General features: G+C 58.0%; 21 protein-coding genes. 4 read left to right on the top strand and 17 right to left on the bottom strand.

Features of this window, described 5'->3' with window-relative positions; all coding sequences use genetic code 11:
• Nucleotides 1–4 precede the first annotated feature (4 nt).
• The 16 genes from dnaE to rpsB all read right to left on the bottom strand — a co-directional run bounded on the left by dnaE (nucleotide 5) and on the right by rpsB (nucleotide 18,735).
• Complete coding sequence (gene dnaE, locus ABUK12_RS21525) at nucleotides 5–3,487, bottom strand: DNA polymerase III subunit alpha (protein ID WP_410013728.1); 3,483 nt, start codon at nucleotides 3,485–3,487, stop codon at nucleotides 5–7.
• A 64-nt stretch (nucleotides 3,488–3,551) separates the two neighbouring features.
• Nucleotides 3,552–4,148, bottom strand: a complete 597-nt coding sequence (rnhB, locus tag ABUK12_RS21520) for a ribonuclease HII (RefSeq protein WP_410013727.1) — start codon at nucleotides 4,146–4,148, stop codon at nucleotides 3,552–3,554.
• A 5-nt stretch (nucleotides 4,149–4,153) separates the two neighbouring features.
• On the bottom strand, nucleotides 4,154–5,302 hold the full coding sequence (gene lpxB, locus ABUK12_RS21515) for a lipid-A-disaccharide synthase (protein ID WP_410013726.1): 1,149 nt from the start codon (nucleotides 5,300–5,302) through the stop codon (nucleotides 4,154–4,156).
• Between the two features lie 17 nt (nucleotides 5,303–5,319).
• Nucleotides 5,320–6,108 (bottom strand): acyl-ACP--UDP-N-acetylglucosamine O-acyltransferase, encoded by a 789-nt coding sequence (gene lpxA / locus ABUK12_RS21510; protein WP_410013725.1) that lies wholly within the window; start codon nucleotides 6,106–6,108, stop codon nucleotides 5,320–5,322.
• 4 nt (nucleotides 6,109–6,112) lie between these two features.
• A complete protein-coding gene (gene fabZ / locus ABUK12_RS21505) occupies nucleotides 6,113–6,574 on the bottom strand; it encodes a 3-hydroxyacyl-ACP dehydratase FabZ (protein WP_331119968.1) in 462 nt (153 codons plus the stop codon).
• 150 nt (nucleotides 6,575–6,724) lie between these two features.
• Nucleotides 6,725–7,747 (bottom strand): UDP-3-O-(3-hydroxymyristoyl)glucosamine N-acyltransferase, encoded by a 1,023-nt coding sequence (gene lpxD / locus ABUK12_RS21500; RefSeq protein ID WP_410013724.1) that lies wholly within the window; start codon nucleotides 7,745–7,747, stop codon nucleotides 6,725–6,727.
• Between the two features lie 3 nt (nucleotides 7,748–7,750).
• Complete coding sequence (gene skp, locus ABUK12_RS21495) at nucleotides 7,751–8,248, bottom strand: molecular chaperone Skp (protein WP_410013723.1); 498 nt, start codon at nucleotides 8,246–8,248, stop codon at nucleotides 7,751–7,753.
• A 147-nt stretch (nucleotides 8,249–8,395) separates the two neighbouring features.
• Nucleotides 8,396–10,822 carry an outer membrane protein assembly factor BamA gene (gene bamA, locus ABUK12_RS21490; protein WP_410013722.1) on the bottom strand — a complete coding sequence of 809 codons (2,427 nt, stop codon included), beginning with the start codon at nucleotides 10,820–10,822 and terminating at the stop codon, nucleotides 8,396–8,398.
• Between the two features lie 36 nt (nucleotides 10,823–10,858).
• The gene (gene rseP / locus ABUK12_RS21485; RefSeq protein ID WP_410013721.1) at nucleotides 10,859–12,214 is read right to left on the bottom strand and encodes a sigma E protease regulator RseP; all 1,356 of its coding nucleotides are present in this window, start codon (nucleotides 12,212–12,214) and stop codon (nucleotides 10,859–10,861) included.
• A gap of 20 nt (nucleotides 12,215–12,234) precedes the next feature.
• Nucleotides 12,235–13,092: a phosphatidate cytidylyltransferase gene (cdsA, locus tag ABUK12_RS21480; RefSeq protein WP_410013720.1), complete on the bottom strand. Its 858-nt coding sequence runs from the start codon at nucleotides 13,090–13,092 to the stop codon at nucleotides 12,235–12,237.
• A gap of 9 nt (nucleotides 13,093–13,101) precedes the next feature.
• Nucleotides 13,102–13,863, bottom strand: a complete 762-nt coding sequence (gene ispU / locus ABUK12_RS21475; RefSeq protein WP_410013719.1) for a (2E,6E)-farnesyl-diphosphate-specific ditrans,polycis-undecaprenyl-diphosphate synthase — start codon at nucleotides 13,861–13,863, stop codon at nucleotides 13,102–13,104.
• Nucleotides 13,864–14,072: 209 nt separating this feature from the next.
• A complete protein-coding gene (gene ispC / locus ABUK12_RS21470; RefSeq protein WP_410013718.1) occupies nucleotides 14,073–15,269 on the bottom strand; it encodes a 1-deoxy-D-xylulose-5-phosphate reductoisomerase in 1,197 nt (398 codons plus the stop codon).
• A 202-nt stretch (nucleotides 15,270–15,471) separates the two neighbouring features.
• Entirely contained in the window at nucleotides 15,472–16,029 is a 558-nt protein-coding gene (frr, locus tag ABUK12_RS21465; protein WP_410013717.1) for a ribosome recycling factor, read from the bottom strand.
• Between the two features lie 136 nt (nucleotides 16,030–16,165).
• Nucleotides 16,166–16,891, bottom strand: a complete 726-nt coding sequence (pyrH, locus tag ABUK12_RS21460) for a UMP kinase (RefSeq protein ID WP_410013716.1) — start codon at nucleotides 16,889–16,891, stop codon at nucleotides 16,166–16,168.
• A gap of 143 nt (nucleotides 16,892–17,034) precedes the next feature.
• Entirely contained in the window at nucleotides 17,035–17,892 is an 858-nt protein-coding gene (gene tsf / locus ABUK12_RS21455) for a translation elongation factor Ts (RefSeq protein ID WP_410013715.1), read from the bottom strand.
• Nucleotides 17,893–18,009: 117 nt separating this feature from the next.
• Nucleotides 18,010–18,735, bottom strand: a complete 726-nt coding sequence (rpsB, locus tag ABUK12_RS21450) for a 30S ribosomal protein S2 (protein ID WP_410013714.1) — start codon at nucleotides 18,733–18,735, stop codon at nucleotides 18,010–18,012.
• Nucleotides 18,736–19,072: 337 nt separating this feature from the next.
• Between rpsB and map the strand changes: the two genes are divergently transcribed.
• The 4 genes from map to ABUK12_RS21430 all read left to right on the top strand — a co-directional run bounded on the left by map (nucleotide 19,073) and on the right by ABUK12_RS21430 (nucleotide 24,091).
• On the top strand, nucleotides 19,073–19,867 hold the full coding sequence (gene map / locus ABUK12_RS21445; protein WP_410013713.1) for a type I methionyl aminopeptidase: 795 nt from the start codon (nucleotides 19,073–19,075) through the stop codon (nucleotides 19,865–19,867).
• A 121-nt stretch (nucleotides 19,868–19,988) separates the two neighbouring features.
• Nucleotides 19,989–22,667, top strand: coding sequence for a bifunctional uridylyltransferase/uridylyl-removing protein GlnD (gene glnD, locus ABUK12_RS21440; RefSeq protein WP_410013712.1), 2,679 nt, complete (start codon nucleotides 19,989–19,991; stop codon nucleotides 22,665–22,667).
• Nucleotides 22,668–22,743: 76 nt separating this feature from the next.
• Nucleotides 22,744–23,568, top strand: coding sequence for a 2,3,4,5-tetrahydropyridine-2,6-dicarboxylate N-succinyltransferase (gene dapD / locus ABUK12_RS21435; protein ID WP_410013711.1), 825 nt, complete (start codon nucleotides 22,744–22,746; stop codon nucleotides 23,566–23,568).
• Nucleotides 23,569–23,698: 130 nt separating this feature from the next.
• The gene (locus ABUK12_RS21430; RefSeq protein ID WP_410013710.1) at nucleotides 23,699–24,091 is read left to right on the top strand and encodes a DUF3461 family protein; all 393 of its coding nucleotides are present in this window, start codon (nucleotides 23,699–23,701) and stop codon (nucleotides 24,089–24,091) included.
• 715 nt (nucleotides 24,092–24,806) lie between these two features.
• Here ABUK12_RS21430 and ABUK12_RS21425 read toward each other — a convergent pair.
• The gene (locus tag ABUK12_RS21425) at nucleotides 24,807–25,259 is read right to left on the bottom strand and encodes a flavodoxin (RefSeq protein ID WP_410013709.1); all 453 of its coding nucleotides are present in this window, start codon (nucleotides 25,257–25,259) and stop codon (nucleotides 24,807–24,809) included.
• Nucleotides 25,260–25,270 lie beyond the last annotated feature (11 nt).

Raw genomic sequence — 25,270 nt, 5'->3', positions numbered from 1 at the left:
TATATTAGTCAAATTCCAGTTCTACCTGTTCGTTGCCTACCAGGGTACGCAAATCATTCAGCAACCGGTCGGTCGGCGTGACACGCCATGTCGCGCCAAATCGCAACCTGGCGCGAGCATCTTCGCGTTGATAATAAAGATGCACTGGAATCGTCCCGGATCGGTGTGGTTCCAACGATTGGCGGAGACGGTTTAAAAGCTGGTCATCAATTTGCCTGTCAGTCAGCGAGATAGCAAGACCCCGGGCATATTTTTCACGTGCTTCGCTGATATCCATCAGTTCACGGGCGGTCATTTTAAGACCCCCGTTGAAGTCATCAAAGCTGACCTGTCCAGATGCGATCAGGATACGGTCTTTTTCCAGCAAATGCTGGTATTTTTCCAACGCATCCGTGAACAACATCACGTCGAGGCGACCGGACCTGTCGTCGAGGGTCAAGACCCCGATGCGGTTACCCCGTTTGGTCACCATAATGCGGGCGGAAAGCACCAGGCCCACCGCGGTAATCATCTTGCCGCGATCGGTGGGATGCATGTCCTTCAGGCGCAGGCCGCCGGCATAACGCTCGATTTCGCGCAGATAACGCGTAATGGGATGGCCGGTCAGGTACAGCCCCAGGGTTTCGCGCTCGCCGTCCAGCACCACATGTTCCGGCCAGGGCGGCACGGTGCTATAGGATGCCTCCACCGCCTCGGGCGCGTCGGCCAGCACGCCGAACATATCGCCCTGGCCGATGGCTTCCGCCTTGGCGTGCTGGTCCGCCGCCTTAAGCGCATCGTTAAGGGAATTCATTAACGCGGCGCGGTGCGGCCCAAGGCGGTCGAACGCCCCGGACATAATCAGTTTTTCCAGCATGCGGCGATTAAGCTTTTTGATATCGGTGCGGGCGCAAAGATCAAACAGCTCTTTAAAATGGCCGTCCTGGTTGCGGGCATCGATAATCGCTTCGATCGGGCCCTCGCCCACGCCTTTGATAGCCCCGATGCCGTAAACGATTTCGCCTTCGTCATTGACATGGAAATGATACTGCCCGCTGTTGATATCCGGCGGCAAGACCTTCAGGCCCATGCGCCAGCACTCGTCCACCAGGCCGACCACTTTTTCGGTATTGTCCATATCGGCGGTCATCACCGCCGCCATGAACTCGGCCGGATAGTGCGCCTTCAGCCACAGGGTCTGATACGAGACCAGGGCATACGCGGCGGAGTGGGATTTATTAAACCCGTAACCGGCGAATTTCTCCACCAGATCGAAGATTTTCATCGACAGTTCGCCGTCGATACCGTTTTTTTCCGCCCCTTCCTTGAAGATGGAACGCTGCTTTTCCATCTCCTCAAGTTTCTTTTTGCCCATGGCGCGGCGCAACATATCCGCGCCGCCCAGGGTATAGCCCGAAAGCACCTGGGCTATCTGCATCACCTGTTCCTGGTAGAGGATAATGCCGTAGGTCGGCTCCAGTACCGTGCTCAGGGATTCATGCTGCCATTGGATATCCGGATATGAAATAGCCTCGCGCCCGTGTTTACGGTCGATAAAGTTATCCACCATGCCGGATTGCAGCGGACCGGGACGGAACAGCGCCACCAGGGCGATCATATCTTCGAAGCAGTCGGGCTGCAGGCGCTTGATCAGATCCTTCATGCCGCGGGATTCTAGCTGGAATACCGCGGTGGTTTCCGAACGCTGCAGCATATCGAAGCTTTTTTTATCCTCGAGCGGGATCGCCGCGATATCCACCGGCGCCAGGCCGTGCCTGGCGCGGCGGGCGTTAATCATCTCCAGCGCCCAGTTGATGATGGTCAGGGTACGCAGCCCCAGGAAGTCGAACTTCACCAGCCCGGTATATTCCACATCGTTTTTATCAAATTGCGTGACCGGGTGATTACCCTCGGCGTCGCAATAGAGCGGGGCGAAGTCGGTTATCCGGGTGGGGGCGATAACCACCCCGCCCGCATGTTTGCCGGCGTTGCGGGTGACGCCTTCGAGCTTGCGCGCCATGTCGATAAGCGCCCGGACTTCTTCATCGGCGTCGTAGATCGCCTGCAGCTGCGGCTCGGCGGCAAAGGCCTTTTCCAGCGTCATGCCCGGGTCGGGCGGCACCAGCTTGGAGATGCGATCGACAAAACCATAAGGATGGCCCAGTACCCGGCCGACGTCACGGATCACCGCCTTCGCCGCCATGGTACCGAAGGTGATGATCTGCGATACCGCCTCGCGGCCGTAGGTCTCGGCCACGTGGTCGATAACCAGGTCGCGCTTCTCCATGCAGAAATCCACGTCGAAGTCGGGCATCGAGACGCGTTCCGGGTTGAGGAACCGTTCAAACAGCAGATCGAACGCCAGCGGATCAAGATCGGTGATTTTTAATGAGTAGGCCACCAGCGAACCCGCGCCCGACCCGCGCCCAGGCCCCACCGGCACGCCGTTATCCTTCGACCACTGAATAAATTCCATCACGATCAGAAAGTAGCCGGGAAATCCCATCTGGTTGATCACCTTCAGCTCGATTTCCAGGCGTTCGTCATAAGGCGCACGCTTGACGCTGCGTTCCTGCTCGTCCGGGAACAGGAAGGCCAGCCGTTCCTCCAGCCCCTCGCGGGAGCGGGCCACCAGGAAATCCTCGGTGGTCATGGCGCCGGTGGGGAACTGCGGCAGGAAATATTCCCCCAGCCGGATGGTGACGTTGCAGCGCTTGGCAATCTCAACGCTGTTTTGCAGCGCTTCCGGCAAATCGGCGAACAGCTCGCACATTTGTTCTTCGCTGCGCATAAACTGCTGCGGGCTGTAATTGCGCGGCCGTTTCGGATCGTCCAGGGTAAAGCCGTCATGGATCGCCACGCGGATTTCGTGGGCGTCAAAATCGCCTTCGCCGATAAAACGCACATCGTTGGTGGCCACCACCGGCAGCCCGCGCTCGATGGCGATGGCGACCGCGGCATGCAGGTAGCTTTCTTCATCCGCGCGGCCGGTACGGGTCAGTTCGAGATAATAACGATCGGGAAAATACCGTTGATAAAATGCCAGGCATTGGTCAACCTGCGGCATATTGCCGCGCATCAGGAACTTGCCGACGTCGCCTTTGCGACCGCCGGAGAGCAGCAGCAGCCCTTCGTTATGCTTTATCAGCCAGTCCCGATCGATTATCGGACCCGCCGCGCCGTAGCCGCGCTGGTAGGCCTCGGAAATCAGCAGCGTGAGGTGTTGATAACCGACGTTATCGGCCGCCAGAATGGTCAGTTCCGCCATTTCCTCGCCGAGCATATCGCTCTGCACCAGGACATCCGCCCCGACGATAGGCTTGATCCCGGCCCCGTGCGCGCTGCCGTAGAATTTCACCAGGCCGCACAGGTTCATGAAATCGGTAATGGCCAGGGCGGGCATATTCAGCGCCGCCGTTTTTTTAACCAGCGGGCCGATTTTAGCCAACCCGTCGATCATCGAGTAGTCGCTATGAACGCGAAGGTGAATAAAACGTGGTTCGGCCATTATCCTGCTACCAAAAGTTGATTTTTTGTGGTGAAGACCCGAAATCCACCGGGATACCGGCCTTTTAGACCAGCCCCAGTACCCGTTTTACCGGCGCGAAGCTGCGGCGATGATGCACCGTGGCGCCCAGCAGCGCCAGTTTTTCCAAATGGAACGCCGTCGGATAGCCTTTATGCTGCGCAAAACCATATTCGGGAAACTCCAGATCCAGCACCGCCATCTCCCGGTCCCGCGACACTTTTGCCACGATGGAGGCCGCGCTGATTTCCGCCACCCGGCTATCGCCTTTGACCACCGCCAGCGACGGCATGGACAACAGCGGGCAGCGATTGCCGTCTATTAAAACAAAGTCCGGCGGGATATGCAGCCCCTGGACCGCGCGCTGCATCGCCAGCAAGGTGGCATGGAAGATATTCAACCGGTCGATTTCCTCGGCTTCGGCGCGTCCCAGGCACCAGGCCAGGGCCTTATCGGTGATTTCGTCATACAGCGATTCGCGGCGTTTGGCGCTGAGTTTTTTGGAATCCGCCAGGCCGGCTATCGGCCGCCGGGGATCGAGGATCACCGCCGCGGTCACCACCGCGCCGACCAGCGGCCCGCGGCCGACTTCGTCAACGCCTGCGATACAGGCGGCCTGCGGATAAACAAACAATTCCATCATGATAGCTACCGTGAACGCGCAGGCTGCGCGATGAGTTGCAGCACCGCCTGGGCGGCCTGCTCGTCGGCGTTACAGCGAATTTGCTGGTGCAAATCGCGAAAAGTCTCTTTAAGCACCTGGCTATCGACACTCTTTTTTAACAAGGGCGCCAGCGCCGAGGCCAGTTTTTCCGGCACGCAGTCTTCCTGCAGCAGTTCCTGCACCAGCTCGCGCCCGGCCAGCAGGTTGGGCAGCGAGACATAGGGCGTCTTCACCAGGCGCCGCGCCAGCCAGTAGGTGAAAGGTTTCATGCGGTAGCCCACCACCATGGGGCATTTGGCCAGCATGCATTCAAGGGCGGCGGTGCCGGAGGCCAGCAGGGCCGCGTCGCTGGCCACCATCGCCTCGCGCGCCTGCCCGTCGAGCAGGTGCACCTGAAGATCCGGCGCTACCCGCGCTTTAATGGCGTCGAACTGCGCGCGGCGGCGGGCATTGACCAGCGGCACCAGGATATCGAGTCCGGGATATTGGGTGCTAAGCAACTGGGCGGCATGGAGGAAATCGGCGCTGAGCATCTCGACTTCCGCGCCGCGGCTGCCGGGCAGCAGGGCCAGGCAGCGGGCATCCTGGGCAATGCCCAAATGTTGCCGGGCGGCCGCTTTATCCGGATCGAGGGGCATGGCGTCGGCCAGGGTGTGGCCGATAAACTGGCAGGGAACGTTATACCGGTCGTAAAAGGCTTTCTCAAACGGCAGGAATGCCAGTACGTTGTCGGTGGCCCTGCCGATTTTAAATACCCGCTTCTGGCGCCAGGCCCATACCGACGGACTCACGTAATGAATGGTGCGGATACCGCGCCGCTTGAGCCGGCCTTCGAGGGTAATATTAAAATCCGGCGCGTCGATGCCGACAAACACCGCCGGGCGCAGCGCGGTGAAACGCCGGGTCAGGTCGCGACGGATGTGCAGCAGCCGCGGCAGCCGCCCTATCACCTCGACGATGCCCATCACCGCCAGCTCTTCCATCTCGTACCACGCTTCGCAGCCTTCGGCCTGCATACGCGGGCCGGCGACGCCGACAAAACGGGCGTCGGGCAGATGCCGGCGCAGCGCGCGGATCAAGCCGGCGCCAAGGACATCCCCCGATGCTTCGCCGGCTACCAAGCCGATTACCACCCCGGAAGCCTGCATGTTCAGCGGATAATACCCCGTTGCGAACGGGCCAGGAAATCGGTAAAGGCGGAAATCACCGGATGCTGGACCGCCATGGCGTCGAGTTCGGGTTTCACTTCATCCAGGGTCTTGCCGCTGCGATAGATAAGCTTATACGCGGCGCGAATGGCGTGTTGGGCTTCCTTATCGAAACCGCGGCGCTTAAGCCCTTCGATATTAATGCCGAACGGCGTGGCGTGATTGCCCTGGGCGATGACAAACGGCGGCACGTCCTGGGCCACGCCCGAGCAGCCGCCGACCATGACATGGGCGCCGATGCTGCAAAACTGATGCACAGCGGTCAGGCCGCCGATAATGGCGTAATCGCCCACCGAGACATGGCCGCCCAGGGTGGCGTTGTTGGCCAGGATACAGCGATCGCCGATAACGCAATCGTGAGCGATATGGGTATTGATCATCAGTAGATTATCGCTGCCGATGCGGGTCACTTCCCCGCCCTGGGCGGTGCCGCGATGCACGGTCACGCTTTCGCGGATGCTGTTGCGATCGCCGATTTCAACACGGGTGGGTTCGCCGGCGTACTTTAGATCCTGGTTCACTTCGCCGATGGAGGCGAACTGGTAGATCAGGTTATCTTCACCGATCTTGGTAATGCCGTTGATGACGATATGGGATTTCAGCACCGTGCGGGCGCCAATCTCGACCTGCGGGCCGATAAAGCAAAACGGCCCGATCTGTACACCGGCATGAATGATGGCGCCGTCTTCAACTATGGCACTGGGATGGATAAAGGCGGATTGATCAATCACGTTTTCAGGACTCCCGACGACGGGCGCACATCATTGACGCTTCGCAAGCGATCTCGCCGTCCACCTTGGCAACCCCCTGGAAACGAGCAACTCCGCGGCGCTCTTTAATGAATTCGACTTCAAGGATCATTTGGTCGCCTGGTTGCACCGGGCGTTTAAAACGCGCGTGATCCACCGCTGCAAAATAGTATAGCTCACCCGGCTCCAGCTTACCGACGCTCTTAAAAGCCAGGATACCCGTTGCCTGCGCCATCGCTTCCAGGATTAGCACACCGGGGAAGATGGGTTTGCCGGGGAAATGTCCCTGAAAAAACGGCTCGTTAAAAGAAACATTTTTCACCGCACGCAGGAATTTCCCTTTTTCAAAATCCAGCACCCGGTCCACCAGCAAAAAAGGGAAACGGTGCGGCAATAGTTCTAATATCTCTTCTATCTGCAGAGTATGAGCATGAGTGTCATTAGTCAAAATACTCTTCCTGTCTGAAAAAACGATGGCATTAACAACACGGCCTGCAACAATCCCACACAGGACAATTTAGCAGGCCGCAAATAAAAAATGTCTTGCCAGGCTTTAAGTGCCTGAACGCGCATAATTATCACTATCTGGCGAAGGCGATTAGTTTTTTGCCAGGTTTCGCTCGATAGCTTTCAACCGCTTGCTGATCTCGTTGATATTCATTACTAACGCTGCGGTCTTGCGCCACACTTTATTGGGTTGCAGCGGAATACCCGAGGAGTATACGCCAGGTTCAGTGATAGGTCTCATCACCATTCCCATGCCGGTGATGGTCACTTTGTCGCATATTTCCATATGGCCGTTGATGACGCTGGCGCCGCCAATCATGCAATAGCGGCCTATTCGCAGGCTGCCGGCCATAATAACGCCGCCCGCAACCGCGGTATTGTCGCCAATTATGACGTTATGTGCAATCTGGCACTGGTTATCAATGATGACGCCATTGCCGATAATAGTGTTATCCAGCGCGCCGCGATCGATGGTGGTGCAGGCGCCAATTTCAACCCGATCGCCAATTTCAACCGTGCCCAGTTGGGGAATCTTAATCCAGTTGCCGCGATCGTTGGCATAACCGAAACCATCGGCGCCGATAACGGTGCCCGACTGGATCAGGCATTTTTCGCCGATGCGCACTTCATGATAAACGGTGACGTTGGCCCACAGCTGGGTGCCCGCGCCGATGACCGTATTTTTACCGATAAAGCAGCCCGGACCGATAACCACGTTATCGCCCAGGATCACGCCGGATTCAATGACCGCGTTGGCCCCGACGGCCACCTGGCTGCCAAGCTGCGCGTCGGCTGCAATGACCGCGCTGGGGGCGATATCCTGTGCGGCGGCGGGCGTGGTATTTAGCAATTGCGCCATATGCGCATAGGTCAGGTAGGGATTTTTAACCACCAGCGCGGCGCTGTGGCAAAAGGGCAGGTCGGCTTCGGTAAGAACGATCGCGCCGGCCTGGCAGGAAGCAAGTTTTTCACGAAAACGGCTATCAGCCAGAAACGTAATCTGGTCCGCCTTGGCGGAGCCCATGGAAGCAATGCCGGTGATGACAAGAGAGCCATCACCGTGCAATTGTGCATCCAACTGCTGCGCTAAATCAGCAAGTCGAATTGATGGCATGACTTATTTAACCTGTTTTAACACATCGGCCGTAATGTCATTGGCAGAACCGGCATACGCCACGGCGTTGGCATCGATAACGATGTCATAACCTTGTTTGCTGGCGACGGCTTTCACCGCATCCTGAATACGGCTCAGGATTTTATTGCGTTCTTCACCCTGACGGCGACGATTGTCCTGTTCAAAGGCCTGCGCCTTGCCGGAAAAGTCTTCACGTTGCGCCATGACTTCCTTCTCCAGACGGCTGCGATCGGCGGCTTTCATGGTAGAGCCGTCACGTTGCAGGCGCTGCATTTTGGTCTGCAGATCACGTTCCTGCGCTTGCAGGTCGGTTGCCCGGCCCTTGAACTCATTTTCGAGTTGTTTAGCGACAACAGCGCGCTGAGGAGACTGCTGAAAGATATTGGCAATATTGACAACAGCAATTTTATCAGCAGCTTGCACGCTGGCTGAGGCAGCCAATGCTAATCCGAGGCCCGCGGCATACAACCACTTTTTCACTATAAACTCCTTAACACTACATTTAAGTTTGAAAACATTTCAACGCGGCAGGAACAAACACCCAAACCGGCGGCATGGCCGCCGGTCATGTCATTCAGGCTCCGTTCGCTGCCTTGCATGGTGCCTGCGCTGTGAATCGACGCAATGTTACCACGTTTTACCGATATTAAACTGGAACTGCTCCGCCTTATCGCCATCGTACTTCTTGACCGGCTGGGCATAAGAGAATACCAACGGCCCGAGCGGAGACATCCACTGCAGGGCAAAACCGCTGGAAATGCGGATATTACCCGGATTACTGTAGTCAGGTACGTTGTACTGCCGGGTCTGCGCGGTGTTTTCCCACGCGGTGTCCCAGACGGTGCCGCTGTCCACGAACAGCGAGGTACGTACCGAGTTGGCGTATTTCGGGCTGATAAACGGCGTCGGCACGATAAGCTCGGCGCTCAACAGCGCCATGGCGTTGCCGCCCACCGCATCGCTGGATTTATCCAGCGGGCAATCGCCAAGCGACGACTCGCCGCCGCCGCACTTATAATACGCCGCTTTCGGCCCGATGGTATTGGACCGGAAACCACGCACGGTGCTGGAACCGCCGGCGTAGAAGTTATCGTAGAACGGCATTTCCTTGCTGCCGATGCCATCGGCGTAACCCGCGCGCCCACGGCCCATCAGCACCCAGCTGCCGGAGTCGGTCAGCGGCACATAGCTGGTGGTATCGAAAGTCACCTTGTAGTATTCGTTATCCGAACCCGGCACGGTGACCTTGCCGGTCAGGCTGGCGCTGGTACCCGATGTAGGGAAATAGCCCCGATCCAGGTTGCTGTAATTCCAGCCGGTGGTCAGGAAGAAATCATTGGCGCTGAAATCAGCGTCGTTGTCTTTCTTCTCGCCTGCCACGACCTTGGGTTGGAAACCGGTGGATTCCAGGTAACGCCACATGGCAATCTGCGGATACATATTCGACAGATCGTTATGGACATAATCCACGCCCAGGCGCAGCGCACTGGTTTCACTGATCGGGAAACCGAGCGTGGTGCCTAAGCCATAGCTCCTGTTGGTGTAATCCGACAGGTCGGCGTTATCGGCGTCGAAGTTATTGTAGAAAATGCGCCCGCCGAGACTGACGCCGTCCACCGTAAAGTACGGGTCGGTCAGCGAAAGTTCGGCATAGGTCTGGTAATCGTTCTTGGTGCCGCTGAAACCAACGGAATTACCGGTGCCCAGCCAGTTGTCCTGCTGGATGCCGAACTGGAAGCTGACGCCGCTCTCGGTGCCGAAGCCCACGCCGAAGTTGATGCTGCCGGTGTTGCGCTCCTTCACCTTGTACGTCACGTCCACCATATCATCGGTGCCGGGAACACGCTGCGTGTCCACGTCAACCGTTTCAAAGTAGCCCAGGCGGTTCAGGCGCTCCTTGCCCTGGTCCACCAGGTTGCTGCCAAGCCAGGCGCCTTCCATCTGGCGCATTTCGCGCCGCAACACCACGTCTTTGGTGATATCGTTGCCTTCGAACTTCACGTGCCTGACGTAAAAACGGTTGCCCGCGTCCACATTGACATGGAGTTTGACGGTTTTGTCGGCGTCGTTGATTTCCGGTTGCGTCACCACGCGCGGATAGGCATAACCATAACGGCCCAGCAGCTGCTTGATGTCGTTTTCCATCTTGGTGACTTTCGCGCCGCTGTACAGCTCGCCCGGCTTAACGCGCGACAGGGCGTCGATCTCGGCGGAGTGGCCGGCCAGGTTGCCGTTGACCACGGTGCCCGACAGGGTGTACTGCGCGCCTTCGGTGATATTCAGGGTGATATAGATACCCTTTTTGTCCGGCGTCAGGCTCACCTGGGTCGAGTCGATATTAAAGCGGGCATAGCCCCGGTCAAGGTAGAAGCTGCGCAGGGTCTCGAGATCGCCCGCCAGTTTCTGCTTCTGGTATTTACGATCGCCGACCACGTTCCACCACGGCACTTCATCGCGCAGTTGGAAGCGCGAAACCAGTTCGTCGGTGGTGAAGGCATGATTGCCGACAATGTTGATTTGCTGGATCTTGGCGGAAACGCCCTCGGTAAAGACCAGTTTTAAATCTACCCGGTTACGCGGCAGCGGCGTGACCACGGCTTTCACCGACGCGCTGTATTTACCGACGCTGTAGTAGAAATCCTCCAGCCCTTTCTCGATGTTGGAAATCGTGGTGCGGTCCAACGCCTCGCCGACGCGCACGCCGGAAGCCTCGAGATTCTGCTTGAGCATATCCTCCTTCACCGCCTTGTTGCCGGAGAAGGTGATACTGGCAATAGTGGGACGTTCCTTGACCTGAACGAGCAGTGTGTCTCCATCACGCAGCACCCGGACATCCTCGAAGTTCCCGGTGGCAAATAAGGCGCGGATAGTATTGCCGATATCTTCATCACTGGCCGTGTCTCCGACACGTACCGGCATACTGAGTAACGCCGCACCGACGGCGACCCGTTGCAGTCCTTCGAAATGAATGTCCTTCACTACGAACCCGTCTGCACCGTATACGGTGGCGCTGCTAAGAAGCAGCGACGCTATGAGCAACTTTTTCATCGCCATCGTGGTTATGCGTTCTTCCTAACATAATCCCCGGCGCTAGAGCCGGGAGAAATCATTGAAAAGAGCAAGGCCCATTAACAGCACCAGCAAAATCGAGCCGATACGATAACTGAAATCCTGCACTCGTTCGGAAACCGGCCCACCCTTAAGCTTTTCTATCGCCAGGAAGAGCAAGTGACCACCATCTAACACCGGTAACGGGAACAGGTTGATGATACCCAGGTTGACGCTGATAAGCGCCAGGAACATCAGGTAGTAGATCAAACCATATTCCGCTGACATCCCCGCGCCTTGGGCTATTGATATCGGCCCGCTCAGGTTGTTCAGCTTAACATCTCCCGTGACCAGTTTGCCTAGCATACTGACCGTCAATTTCATCAGTTGCCAGGTTTTTTCGCCAGCCTGATAAAACGCGGGAAACAGGCCGTACTGGCGTATCGTTTTGTATTCCTCGGGCAGGGGCGTCACTTTCGGCACCACGCCCGCGAAGCCTTCCACTTCGCCTTTACCTACCGACTTCTCGTCGGGCACCAACGTCACCGGCAGGCTTTCACCCTGTCGGTCGATTTCCAGCGCCAGCGGCTTGCCGGGATTATCCCGCACCCGCATGACGAAATTCTGCCAGCGGCCGATAGGCTGACCATCGACTTTAACGATCCTGTCGCCCGCTTGCAAACCGGCTTTTGCCGCCGCCGATGCATTTTGCACCTCGGCGAGCACCGGTTCTATCTGCGGACCCCGGGGAATAATCCCCAACGCGATGATAGGATCCTGCTTATCCGGTTCAAAATCCCACCCGCGCAGATCGAGTATCTTCCGTTCGATATGGGAAGACCCGAAAGGCGCCACCCCGACGCTGGTCTGGCCGTCGCCAATCTTGCCGATAAGCTCCAGCCGCACCGAATCCCAGTCAGGCGTTTCGATACCGTCAACCGACTTTAGTTCCATGCCGGGCGAAATATCGGCCTGCGCGACGATAGAATTGGGGGTAACCTCACCGATTACCGGACGAAAACTCGGCACGCCGATCAAAAATACCAGCCAGTAGGCAAACACCGCGAAAATAAAGTTGGCGATGGGGCCGGCGCTGATAATGGCGGCGCGCTGCCAAACCTTCTTGTGGTTAAACGCTTCATGCCGGCGTTCGGGGGCGACGGTATCCACCCGTTCGTCCAGCATTTTCACATAGCCCCCCAAGGGGATGGCCGCGATAACATACTCGGTGCCGCGCTTATCCCGATGACGCCACAGCGCGCGGCCGAATCCGATGGAGAATCGCTCCACCGTAACACCGCACCGGCGGGCCACCCAGAAGTGACCGAACTCGTGCACGGTGATCAATATACCCAACGCAACGATAAATGCGGCGAGACTCCAGAGAAAGTGCAACATGATAACTCCTGGCCCCTCGATTAAATAGCTCTAAAAATCAGCAGCATTAAACAGGCGAAAACCGGCACCGCGGCGGTCAGGCTATCGATGCGGTCCAAGATGCCGCCGTGCCCCGGAATCAGGTGCCCGCTGTCCTTGATACCGGCCTCGCGTTTAAACATGCTTTCCGTTAAATCGCCCAGCACCGACGCCAGGGCGGCAATCACCGAGCACAGCAGCAGGCTGAGCGGCAGCGCGTCCAGCGGGGCGTATTTGCCGAACAGCCAGGAAATGACGGCCGAGGTCACCAGCCCGCCCGCCAGGCCTTCCCAGGTCTTGCCGGGAGAGACCTTCGGCGCCAGCTTATGCTTGCCCAGCGCGCGCCCGAAAATATAGGCGCCCGAGTCGGCCCCCCACACCAGCAGCATCACATACAGCAGCCACCAGGCGCCGGTAAAATGATTCACCGCGTAGTGGTACTGGCGCAGGGTGAGCATGCCCCAAAAAAAAGGCATGATGGTCAGGACGCCGAACACGAGCCGCAGCGCGCATGAATGGCGCCAGAACGCGGCGGAGCGCGGATAGAACAGCACCAGCACCAAGGCCGCGGCCCACCACGCCAGAGAGGCTCCCAGCGCGTATTTCACCATGGTGGCGGTGACGAACGGATGGTAATCCGGAATAGTGAACATCATTAACGCCAGCAGCAGCCCGCACAGAATAGCCAGCCAGATGCGCTGGCTTCGGGTCGCCAGGCCGGCAAGCTGCCCCCATTCCCACGCCGCCAGCATGCAGACAACGAGCGTAACCAGCGCAAACCCCAGCGGGGGCAGTAAAAAGATCGCGGCGATAACAACAGGTATCAGAATAAAGGCAGTGATCAAGCGAGACTTCAGCAAAAATCCCCCCTAGGACGCGTTGGCATCATTAGGCGTAGTTCCTCCGAAGCGCCGCTCACGTTGAGCAAAAGCATTCAGCGCACCTTCAAAAACGTCTTCGTCAAAATCCGGCCACAGCACATCGGTAAAATAGAGTTCGGCATAGGCTATCTGCCATAATAAAAAATTACTGATGCGATGTTCTCCGCCGGTGCGAATTACCAAATCCACCGGCGCGAGTTCATTGAGGCAGACATGCCGGCACAGGGCGTCCTCATCTATCTGGTCGGGACGCAATATCCCTTCCTGCACTTCTTCGGCCAGTCGCTTCACGCCCTGAATAATATCCCAACGGCCGCCATAATTCGCGGCAATATTGAGGGTTAAGCCAGTGTTATTTTGCGTCAGGGCCTCTGAGCGGCGGATTCGCTCCTGCAAACGCAGGCCGAAACGGCTAGTATCGCCGATAATACGTAAACGAACGTTATGTTTATGCAGGCTTTTTACTTCGCTGTCCAATGCCCTGACGAATAATTCCATCAATGCGGACACCTCCTGCGTCGGCCGGTTCCAATTCTCGCTGCTGAAGGCATAGAGCGTCAGAGCATCAAAATGATGGCTGACGGCAAAACTGACCGCGCGACGGACTGACTTCACCCCCGCTTTATGCCCGAAGATGCGTAATCTTCCCCGGCTTTTCGCCCAACGTCCGTTGCCATCCATGATGATGGCCACGTGACGGGGAGTGGATGATGACAGAATAGTAGCCTCGTGCTGATTTTCGGACGACATAACGCTTACGTATTTCCTCAATAAGAATACAACCGTCTTTCCGGAACAGTAGGCCCCGAATGCGCAAAAAAGCCGTGTACTCACACGGCTCACTCCGGATTTCTTATGGCCAGCCATCATCCTGGAGACAATTGGCGCTGACTATATCATTTCAGCAGCGGCGGAACAAATCAGGCCGCGACCGACGCAACGACCCGCGCCGGCTGATTTTACTGCATAAAAGCGGCCATTTCGCGCTCCGCCACGCTTCTGGCCTCGGCGTCAATCGCCACGACGTCGTCCACACTCTCCGGTTCCGGCAATACCATCCGTTCAAGCGTAGCGCGCACCAGGGGGGCGATAGCGGTAAAGCGCACCCGCCCCTGCAAAAACGCCGCCACGGCTATTTCGTTGGCGGCATTCAGCGTCGTGGTGGCCGCCTGGCCGCGTTCGCAGGCGTCTATCGCCAATTGCAGGCACGGGTAGCGCGCTTCATCGGCCCGCTCGAAGGTCAGCCCGCCGATGCGGTAGAAATCGAGCGCCTCGACCCCGGCCGCCACCCGCTCGGGATAGGCCATCGCGTGGGCGATGGGGGTGCGCATATCCGGCGAACCCAACTGCGCCAGCACGCTGCCGTCGCGATAACGCACCATGGAATGAATCACCGACTGCGGATGCACAATCACTTCCATTTGCGCCGCCGAGGCGTTGAATAACCACCGCGCCTCGATATACTCCAGTCCTTTGTTCATCATCGTCGCCGAATCAACGGAGATTTTGCGCCCCATCGACCAATTGGGGTGGGCGCAGGCCTGATCCGGCGTCATGGCGTCCAGTTCAGACAACGCCGTGGTGCGAAACGGGCCGCCGGAACCGGTGAGGATGATGCTCGACACGCCATGCGCCTCCAGGGAAGCGTACCCTAACTGACGCTGAAATGGTTCGGGTAAACTCTGAAAAATCGCATTATGTTCGCTGTCCACCGGTAATAGTTGCGCTTTGCTCTGGCGAACCTCGTTTATAAACAGCCTGCCGCAGGTCACCAGCGCCTCTTTATTGGCCAGCAGCACGGATTTACCAGCGCGGATTGCCGCCAGGGTCGACGGCAGCCCCGCGGCACCCACGATGGCGGCCATCACCAGATCGACCCCGTCGAGAGCCGCCAGTTCGCAGGCGGCCCGCGGCCCCGCCATGACCTCGGTGGCGCTCCCCGCCTCATGCAGGAGGCGTTTGAGCTCACGCGCCGACGCCTCGTCGGCCATACAGGCATACGCGGGACGAAAAGCCAGGCATTGTCGGGCCATGACGGCGCTGTTTCGTCCGGCCACCAGGGCGCGCACGGCGAACTTTTCCGGATTTTGCTGAACAACGGCCAGTGTGCTGGTTCCAACCGAACCAGTGGAGCCGAGAATCGTCAAATTTCTCATGAGGTACTCTGGACAACCGCGTGTTAAAAATAAAGAAGGCACAGTAGTCTGGAACGTTGCGCAACATTTGTCTATGACGTTGCCGACAAAAAAAACCGCGGCGGACAAACAATATAATTGATTGGCCGCCGCGGCGTGTTTGACGGGCCGGCGCGCTGCCGGCCCCTGCAGGCCGGCATGACGTCAGCGTAGCGCCGTTAGCTTAGATTTCCATTAACTCGGCTTCTTTGTCGGCCAGGGCGCTGTCGACCTTCTTGATAAAGGCATCGGTCAGCTTCTGGATATCATCCTGCGAACGGCGATCCTCGTCTTCGCTGATTTCTTTATCCTTGAGCATGGCTTTGACTTTATCGTTGGCGTCGCGGCGCACGTTGCGCACCGATACCCTGCCCTGCTCGGCCTCGGCGCGCACGATCTTGATCAGATCACGGCGGCGTTCCTCGGTCAGCGGCGGCAGCGGAACGCGGATCACGGTGCCGGCGGACGAGGGATTCAGGCCCAGGTCGGAGGCCATGATGGCTTTTTCCACCGCGGCGCTCAGGGAGCGATCGAATACGGTAATGGCCAAAGTGCGTGAATCTTCGGCCACCACGTTCGCCAGCTGGCGCAGCGGCGTGGACGTACCGTAATATTCGATCTGAATACCATCAAGCAGGCTCGGAGACGCTCGGCCGGTACGGATTTTGCCGATGTGGTTTTTGAATGCTTCTACGCATTTTTCCATGCGTTGTTCTGCATCTTTGCGGATTTCATTAATCACGTTGCGAACCCTTGGAAACTGGTTATCCGGGCGGGCTTAAGCTTACGTCAAGCCCGTGATAGTCTGACCAGCCGCAGCCAGTCGTGTCTATTATTGCCGTAAGATCGGCATGATACTGTAACCTGGCGAACAAATGCTACTTGGTAATGAGCGTGCCTTCCTTCTCGCCCATCACCACCCGCCGCAGCGCGCCGGGTTTGTTCATATTGAATACCCTGATGGGAATATTATGATCCCGCGCCAGGGTAAACGCCGCCAAATCCATTACTTTCAGCTCCTGCTCCAGGACGTCCTGGTAGCTGAGCTGTTCATACAGTGTAGCATCAGGGTTTTTCACCGGATCGGCGGAAAATACGCCGTCCACCTTGGTGGCTTTCAGCACCACGTCGGCTTCGATCTCAATGCCGCGCAGGCAGGCGGCGGAGTCGGTGGTGAAGAAAGGATTGCCGGTACCGGCGGAGAAGATGACCACGCGGTTGTTGCGCAGCAGGCTGATGGCCTCGGCCCAGCTGTAGTTATCGCACACGCCGTTAAGCGGAATGGCCGACATCAGCCTGGCGTTGACATAGGCGCGATGCAGCGCGTCGCGCATCGCCAGCCCGTTCATTACCGTCGCCAGCATGCCCATATGATCGCCGACCACGCGATTCATCCCCGCCTGGGCCAGTCCCGCGCCGCGAAACAGATTGCCGCCGCCTATCACCACGCCGACCTGGATGCCCAGCTCGACCAGCTCCTTCACTTCCTGGGCCATGCGATCCAGGACGCTAGCGTCGATACCAAAACCTTCTGCGCCTTGCAGGGCTTCACCGCTCAATTTAAGCAGGATACGCTGGTATACGGGTTTTGCATTGGTTGCCATTTGTTCTGTTCCTAAGCAGCGATAACGAGATGGGCGGATCCGACTGCTGGACCGCGCGTTGCAGTTTTTATGCGGCAAAAGTCCCCTGACTTTATTTCAGCTCATAAAAAGGAACCGCCTGATGGCGGTTCCGGAGTTCTAATTTAAGACTGTTTGCTCATGGCGGCAACTTCGGCGGCGAAGTCGACTTCCGCTTTTTCGATGCCTTCACCCACTTCAAAACGGATGAAGTCGGCAACAGTGGCTTTATGCTCTTCGAGCAACTGGCCCACGGTCTTGCTCGGATCCATCACGAAATGCTGGCCGGTCAGGGAGATTTCGCCGGTAAACTTACGCATACGGCCTTCAACCATTTTCTCGGCGATTTCACGCGGCTTGCCGGACTGCATGGCGATATCCAGCTGGATCTGGTGCTCACGGGCCACCACGTCCGCCGGTACGTCTTCGGCATGGACATATTCAGGCTTGCTGGCGGCGATATGCATGGCAATATGCTTGACCAGTTCTTCGTCGGCGCCGGTAGCGGCCACCATAACGCCGATACGCGCGCCGTGCAGGTAAGAACCCAGCACGTCGCCCGCCAATGCGGCTACGCGGCGGATATTGATGTTTTCGCCGATCTTGGCAACCATCGCGGCGCGCTGATCTTCAAATTTGGCTTTCAGCGTCTCGATATCCGTGATGCGTTCGGCCAGGGCCGCGCTGATCACTTCGTCGCCGAAGGCTTTGAATCCGCCGTCTTTGGCCACGAAATCGGTTTCACAGTTCAGCTCGACGATAACGCCGTATTTGCCGTCGGCGGCGATTTTAGTCAGGATGATGCCTTCGGCGGCAACGCGGCCCGCTTTCTTGGCGGCCTTGGCCTGACCGGATTTACGCATATTGTCGATAGCCAGCTCGATATCGCCTTGAGCTTCAACCAGCGCTTTTTTACATTCCATCATGCCTGCGCCAGTGCGTTCACGCAGTTCTTTCACCAGGGCGGCGGTAATATCAGCCATTATTTTTTCCTCGTTATCCCATGAGGGGGATAGGTAAAAAAGAGGGCCTGAAGCCAGGCCCTCTAACCAACATAGTTAAAACTTGGTTAATAAGGGCTCAATGAAGAGCATGCCTTATTACTCAGTTTCTACAAAGCTTTCTTCGGCCTGTTCAACCAGGTCCTGAGAGCGGCCTTCGCGAACGGCGGTGGCAACGGCGGTCAGGTACAGGTTGATGGCGCGGATGGCGTCATCGTTACCCGGAATGATGAAGTCCACGCCGTCCGGATCGGAGTTGGTATCAACGATAGAGAACACCGGGATGCCCAGGTTGTTCGCTTCTTTGATAGCGATGTGCTCGTGCTCGGCATCGATAACAAACAGCGCGTCAGGCAGGCCGCCCATATCCTTGATCCCGCCCAGGCTGTTTTCCAGCTTGGCCAGTTCGCGAGTGCGCATCAGCGCCTCTTTTTTGGTCAGCTTTTCGAACGTGCCGTCCTGGGACTGGGTTTCCAGATCCTTCAAACGCTTGATGGACTGACGAACCGTTTTCCAGTTGGTCAACATCCCGCCTAACCAGCGATGATTCACGAAGAACTGATCGCAGCTGTTGGCAGCTTCTTTTACCGCTTCACTTGCCGCGCGCTTGGTGCCGACAAACAGAATTTTACCCTTGCGGGAGGCAATTTTGTTCAATTCGGCCAGGGCGTCGTTGAACATCGGTACCGTCTGCTCAAGGTTGATGATGTGTACTTTATTACGCGCACCGAAGATGAAAGGCTTCATTTTCGGATTCCAGTAACGGGTCTGGTGACCGAAATGTACACCCGCTTTGAGCATGTCACGCATGGAAACAGTAGCCATGATTAAACCTCTTGTTAAAGTTTGGGGTTATGCCTCCACGTGTCCCATACGACCGACCCCGCCTTACTGGCCAAGGCACCCCGGCGCATGTGCCGACACGTGTGTGTAATTACACAATTGAGTTTAGTTGATCTGAACGGCGCATAGGACCAAAATACTCTACGCCGATCGTCGGCGCGCTTTATACCATAATCCGCGCCCGGACTCCACTCTTTGTTCAGTCACGGCACCGGCACCAAATGATAATTTGGCAGTCTTATGGCTGGACTGGTAACATTATCCTCTACTTAAGCTTAATCATAATTTGTCGACTTTCACGCCGACTGTGGATCTATTCATGGCCATTCCAATTAAAAATTCCGATGATATCGCCAAAATGCGCGTTGCCGGCCGGCTTGCCGCTGAAGTGCTGGAAATCATCGAGCCTTATGTTGTCCCGGGCGTAAGCACCGGCGAGCTCGATCGCCTATGCCATGAGCATATCACCGTTCATCAGCACGCCATTTCCGCCAGCCTCGGCTATCACGGTTACCCGAAGTCGGTCTGCATTTCGGTTAACGAAGTCGTGTGCCACGGCATTCCCTCGGATGAAAAAATACTTAAGGACGGCGATATCATCAATATCGACGTGACGGTCATTAAGGATGGCTTCCACGGCGACACGTCGAAAATGTTTATCGTCGGCAAGCCGACCATCCTCGGCGAGCGCCTGTGCCGCATCACCAAGGAGAGCCTGTACCTGGCCATCAATATGGTGAAGCCCGGCATTCGCCTGCGCACGCTGGGCAAGGCCATCCAGCAGTTTGTCGAGGCGGAAAATTTTTCCGTGGTGCGCGAATATTGCGGGCACGGCATCGGCGAGGGTTTTCACGAAGAGCCGCAGGTCCTGCACTACGATGCCGATGACGGCGGCGTGATACTGCAGCCGGGCATGGCGTTTACCATCGAACCCATGGTCAACGCCGGCGACTACCGCATCCGCACCATGAAGGACGGCTGGACGGTAAAGACCAAGGATCGCAGCTTGTCGGCGCAATACGAACATACTATTGTGGTCACCGATAGCGGTTGTGAAATCATGACCCTGCGCAGCGACGATACGCTGCCGACGGTCATTACGCACGCGGCCTGATTGTTAACCGCGCGGCGCCCGCCCGCCGGCGGCGTCCCGCGCGCCATGTCTTCTCCTCCCGCGGGTAGTCCGGGGCCGATGTGCCCCGCCCCGGACCTACCGGCTTTACCATGGGTCTCCTATGCCGGATAAAATCCTGCTGTACGCCGACAAGCCCGCCGCCACCGCCGTCCTGCCGGCCAAGCCCGCCTCGCCGCTGACCTGGCCGGACGACGCCTTGAACCGCACTTTTCTCAAAAGCCGGCTGGATGATTTCCAGACCTGGCTGGCCGAGGCGTTTAACGCCGGGGTGTCGGCGGAGACGCTGATCGACGCGCGGGCGCTGTATATCGATCAGCTGCTGCGCCAGCTGTGGCGGTTGTACGGTTTCGGCGCGGCACCGGAAACGGCGCTGGTGGCGGTAGGCGGCTATGGCCGTGCGGAGCTGCATCCCTTATCGGATATCGACGTGCTGGTGCTGAGCCAGGATCCGCTTTCGGCCACGCAGGCCCATGCCGTCAGCGAGCTGCTGACGCTGCTGTGGGATTTAAAACTGGAAGTCGGCCATAGCGTGCGCACCCTGGAGCAATGCCTGCAGGAGGGGCTGGCGGACCTGACCGTCGCCACCAATTTGATCGAGTCGCGGCTGATCTGCGGCGATGTGGCGTTATTCCTGAAATTGCAAAAGAGCATTTTCAGCGAGGAATTCTGGCCTTCCCGTGAATTCTTCCCGGCCAAGCTGGCGGAGCAGGAAGAGCGGCACCAGCGCTACCACGGCACCAGCTATAACCTGGAGCCGGATATCAAAAGCAGCCCGGGCGGCCTGCGGGATATCCATACCCTGCTTTGGGTGGCCCATCGCCATTTCGGCGCCACGTCGCTGGATGAAATGGTCGGTTTCGGTTTTCTTACCCAGGCCGAGCGCGATGAACTTATCGAATGCCAGAGTTTTCTCTGGCGCATCCGTTTCGCGCTGCACCTGGTGCTGAACCGGTACGATAACCGGCTGCTGTTCGACCGCCAGCAAAGCGTGGCGCAAATCCTGCACTACGGCGGCGAGGGCAATCTGCCGGTCGAACGGATGATGAAGGATTTTTTCCGCGTCACCCGCCGCATCGGCGAGCTGAACCAGATGCTGCTGCAGCTGTTCGACGAGGCCATCCTGGCCCTGGGGCCGGACGATAAACCCCAGCCGCTGGACGCCGACTTCCAGCTGCGCGGCAGCCTTATCGACCTGCGCGACGAAACGCTGTTCGCGCGCGAGCCGGAAGCCATACTGCGCATGTTCTACCAGATGGTGGTGCACCAGAAGATCACCGGCATCTATTCCGCCACGCTGCGCCAGCTGCGCTACGCCCGCCGTCATCTGGCCGAACCCTTGTGCAACAACCCCAAGGCGCGGCAGTTGTTCCTGGCCATCCTGCGCCATCCCGGCGCGGTGCGGCACGCCTTGCTGCCCATGCACCGTCATAGCGTGCTTTGGGCTTATATGCCGCAGTGGAGCAATATCGTCGGGCAGATGCAGTTCGACCTGTTCCATGCCTATACGGTGGATGAGCACACCATCCGCGTCTTGATGAAGCTTGAAAGTTTCGCCGACGAAAAAGTGCGTCCGCAGCATCCGTTATGCGTCGAGCTGTTCCCGCGCCTGGCGCACCAGCATCTGCTGCTGCTGGCGGCGCTGTTCCATGATATCGCTAAGGGGCGCGGCGGCGATCATTCCCAGTTGGGGGCGAAAGACGCGCTGGAATTTGCCGAGCTGCACGGCCTGCACGCCCGCGAAGCCCAACTGGTCTCCTGGCTGGTGCGTTATCATCTGGTCATGTCGGTCACGGCGCAACGGCGGGATATCCAGGATCCGGACGTACTGCGGGAATTCGCCGCCGAGGTGCAAACCGAAAACCGGCTGCATTACCTGCTGTGCCTGACGGTGGCGGATATCTGCGCCACCAATGAAACCCTCTGGAACAGCTGGAAGCAGAGCCTGCTGCGCGAGCTGTTTTTCGCCACCGAAAAACTCCTGCGCCGCGGTATGCAAAGCGCGCCGGATATGCGCGCCCGGATCCGCCACCACCGGATGCAGGCGCTGTCGCTGCTGCGGATGGAGAACATCGACGAAGAAGCGTTGCACGCCATTTGGAGCCGTTGCCGCGCGGATTATTTTCTGCGCCACTCGCCGAATCAGCTGGCGTGGCACGCCCGCCATCTGCTGCGCCACCGGTCCAATGAGCCGCTGGTGCTGATAAGCCCGCAGGCCACCCGCGGCGGCACCGAAATTTTCATCTGGAACCAGGACCGTCCCTATTTGTTCGCCGCCGTGACCGGCGAGCTGGACCGGCGCAACCTGAGCGTGCATGACGCGCAGATCTTTACCAACCGCGACGGCATGGCCATGGATACCTTTGTGGTATTGGAGCCGGACGGCAGCCCCCTGGCGCCGGATCGCCATCAGGTTATCGGCCAGGCGCTGCTGCAAACGCTGCAGCCGGGCAAGTATCAGCATCCGCGCGTGCGCCGTCCTTCGCCGAAGCTGCGGCATTTTAATGTCGCCACCTCGGTGGTGTTCCTGCCGACCCATTCCGACAGGCGCAGCTATCTGGAACTGACGGCATTGGATCAGCCGGGCCTGCTGGCCCGCGTCAGCGAGGTGTTCGTCGATATGGGCGTGTCGCTGCACGGCGCCAGGATTTCCACCATCGGCGAACGGGTTGAGGACTTATTTATCCTGGCGGGCAGCGATCGGCGCGCATTAAGTCCGGAAATACAGCAGGAACTGGAACGGCGCTTGACAGAGGCGCTCAATCCAAACGATAAAATATGATACAACGGGTGCGTGCGCGGACGGCAGGTCCGCTGCGCCCATTTATCCATTTGACAAGAGACGGGACTGAGACAGGATGCAGCAATTACAACAGATCATTGAAAACGCCTTCGAGCGCCGCGCGGACATTACGCCGGCCACGGCCGACAGCGTCACCATCGACGCCGTCCAGCGCGTTATCAGCCAATTGGACAGCGGCGCGCTGCGCGTGGCGGAAAAAATCAACGGCGAATGGATCACTCATCAATGGCTGAAAAAAGCGGTATTGCTGTCTTTTCGCATCAGCGATAACCAGGTTATGGAAGGGGCGGAAACGCGCTACTTCGATAAAGTGCCGATGAAATTCGCCCAATACGACGCCGCCCGTTTCCAGCGCGAAGGTTTTCGCGTCGTGCCCCCCGCCAGCGTGCGCCAGGGCGCGTTTATCGCCCGCAATACCGTGCTGATGCCTTCGTATGTGAATATCGGCGCCTACGTGGATGAAGGCACCATGGTGGATACCTGGGCGACGGTGGGGTCGTGCGCGCAGATTGGCAAGAACGTTCATCTCTCGGGTGGCGTCGGTATCGGCGGCGTGCTGGAGCCGCTACAGGCCAATCCCACTATTATCGAGGATAACTGTTTTATCGGCGCCCGTTCGGAAGTGGTGGAAGGCGTGATAGTCGAGGAGGGTTCGGTGATCTCCATGGGCGTGTTTATCGGCCAGAGCACCAAGATTTATGACCGTGAGACCGGCGAGGTGCACTATGGTCGCGTGCCGGCCGGTTCGGTGGTGGTTTCCGGCAATTTGCCCTCAAAGGACGGGAGTTATAGTTTGTATTGCGCGGTTATCGTCAAGAAAGTCGACGCCAAGACCCGCGGCAAGGTCGGTATCAATGAGCTGTTGCGTACGATAGACTAATATCTTTAGTGGCGAAAGCGTTAACCGCCCGGATATCTGGCTGCAATCTTAGCCGTTAATCACATTTTATGGCGCCCGCGGGCGTCATAATCATCCCGGAACCCCGGCATTACATACCAGAGGTAGCGCTATGTACGATAATCTTAAAAGCCTTGGCGTTAATCATCCGGACGATATCGACAGATACAGCCTGCGTCAGGAAGCCAATAACGATATTTTGAAAATTTATTTTCGGCGGGATAAAGGCGAATTTTTTGCCAAGAGCGTTAAATTTAAATATCCGCGCCAGCGTAAAACCGTGGTTTCCGATAACGTCGCCGAGGGCTATCGCGAAATTAACGAAATCAGCCCTAATCTGCGTTATGTGATTGACGAGCTGGATCAGCTTTGTCTGCGCGATCAGACCGAGGTGGATTTGAAACATAAGATTTTGGAAGATCTGCGCCATCTGGACAGCGTGGTGTCCAATAAGATCGCCGAGATCGAGGCCGATCTGGAAAAGCTGACCCGCAATAAGCCATAATCCCGCCGGCACGTCCGCCCTTCAACACGTTTGTGTTGAGTTCGGCGTTGGCGGGCCTAGCATGCCATGGGGCCTCGGTCGGGCGGGAAAAGCACGCCCGATTCGACCCCATTGGCACGCTCTCCCTTGAACACGTCTGCGTTGAGTTCGGCGTTGGCGGGCATACCGCGCCATGGGGCCTCGGTCGGGCGGGAACACCACGCCCGATTCGACCCCATCGGCACGCTCTCCCTTGAACACGTTTGCGTTGAGTTCGGCGTTGGCGGGCATACCGTGCCATGGGGCGCTCGGTCGGGCGGGAAAAGCACGCCCGATTCGACCCCATCGGCACGCTCTCCCTTGAACACGTCTGCGTTGAGTTCGGCGTTGGCGGGCATACCGTGCCATGGGGCGCTCGGTCGGGCGGGAACACCACGCCCGATTCGACCCCATTGGCACTCCCTCCCTTGAACACGGCTGCGTTGAGATGAGTGTTGGCGGGCATACCGCGCCATGGGGCCTCGGTCGGGCGGGAACACCACGCCCGATTCGACCCCATTGGCACGCTCTCCCTTGAACACGACTGCGTTGAGATCAGTGTTGGCGGGCCTGGCATGCCATGGGGCCTCGGTCGGGCGGGAAAAGCACGCCCGATTCGACCCCATTGGCACGCTCTCCCTTGAACACGTCTGCGTTGAGTTCGGCGTTGGCGGGTATAGCGCGCCGGGGCTTGACGTTAACTTTTGATCAGTTCGGCCCATTTTTTGACCCAGGGGCCGGAGATCACCTCCGGTTCAGGGTGCGCCAGCGCATCGATTTCCAGCAGCTCCCCCACCCTGACCGCGCCCTGCTCTTGCAACAGCGCGTCAAAGGTATGCCCGGCGCCGCAGAAATTGTCATAGCTGCTGTCGCCCAGGGCAATCAGGCCATACCGCAGTTCCGGCTGGTAGCCGACATGATCCTTTACCGCCTGGAACAGCGGCGCGATGGAGTCCGGGAAATTGCCCTGCCCGGTGGTGGAGGTCACGATCAGTACATGATGTTGCCGATAATATTGCCAGGACTCCAGCGTGCCCTCGTCAAATAATTTTACCTCGTGGCCCGCCTCGGCCAGGAGGGTTTCCGCTTCTTCGGCGACCAATAAGGCATTACCGTAGACTGTCCCGACAAAAATACCCACTTGGGCCATGCTTTGACTCC

It is taken from the genome of Sodalis sp. C49, assembly GCF_046352915.1.
Taxonomy (GTDB): domain Bacteria; phylum Pseudomonadota; class Gammaproteobacteria; order Enterobacterales; family Enterobacteriaceae; genus Acerihabitans.
The sequence above is the reverse complement of the archived record's forward strand: the minus strand, read 5'-3'. Positions and strand labels throughout refer to the sequence as shown.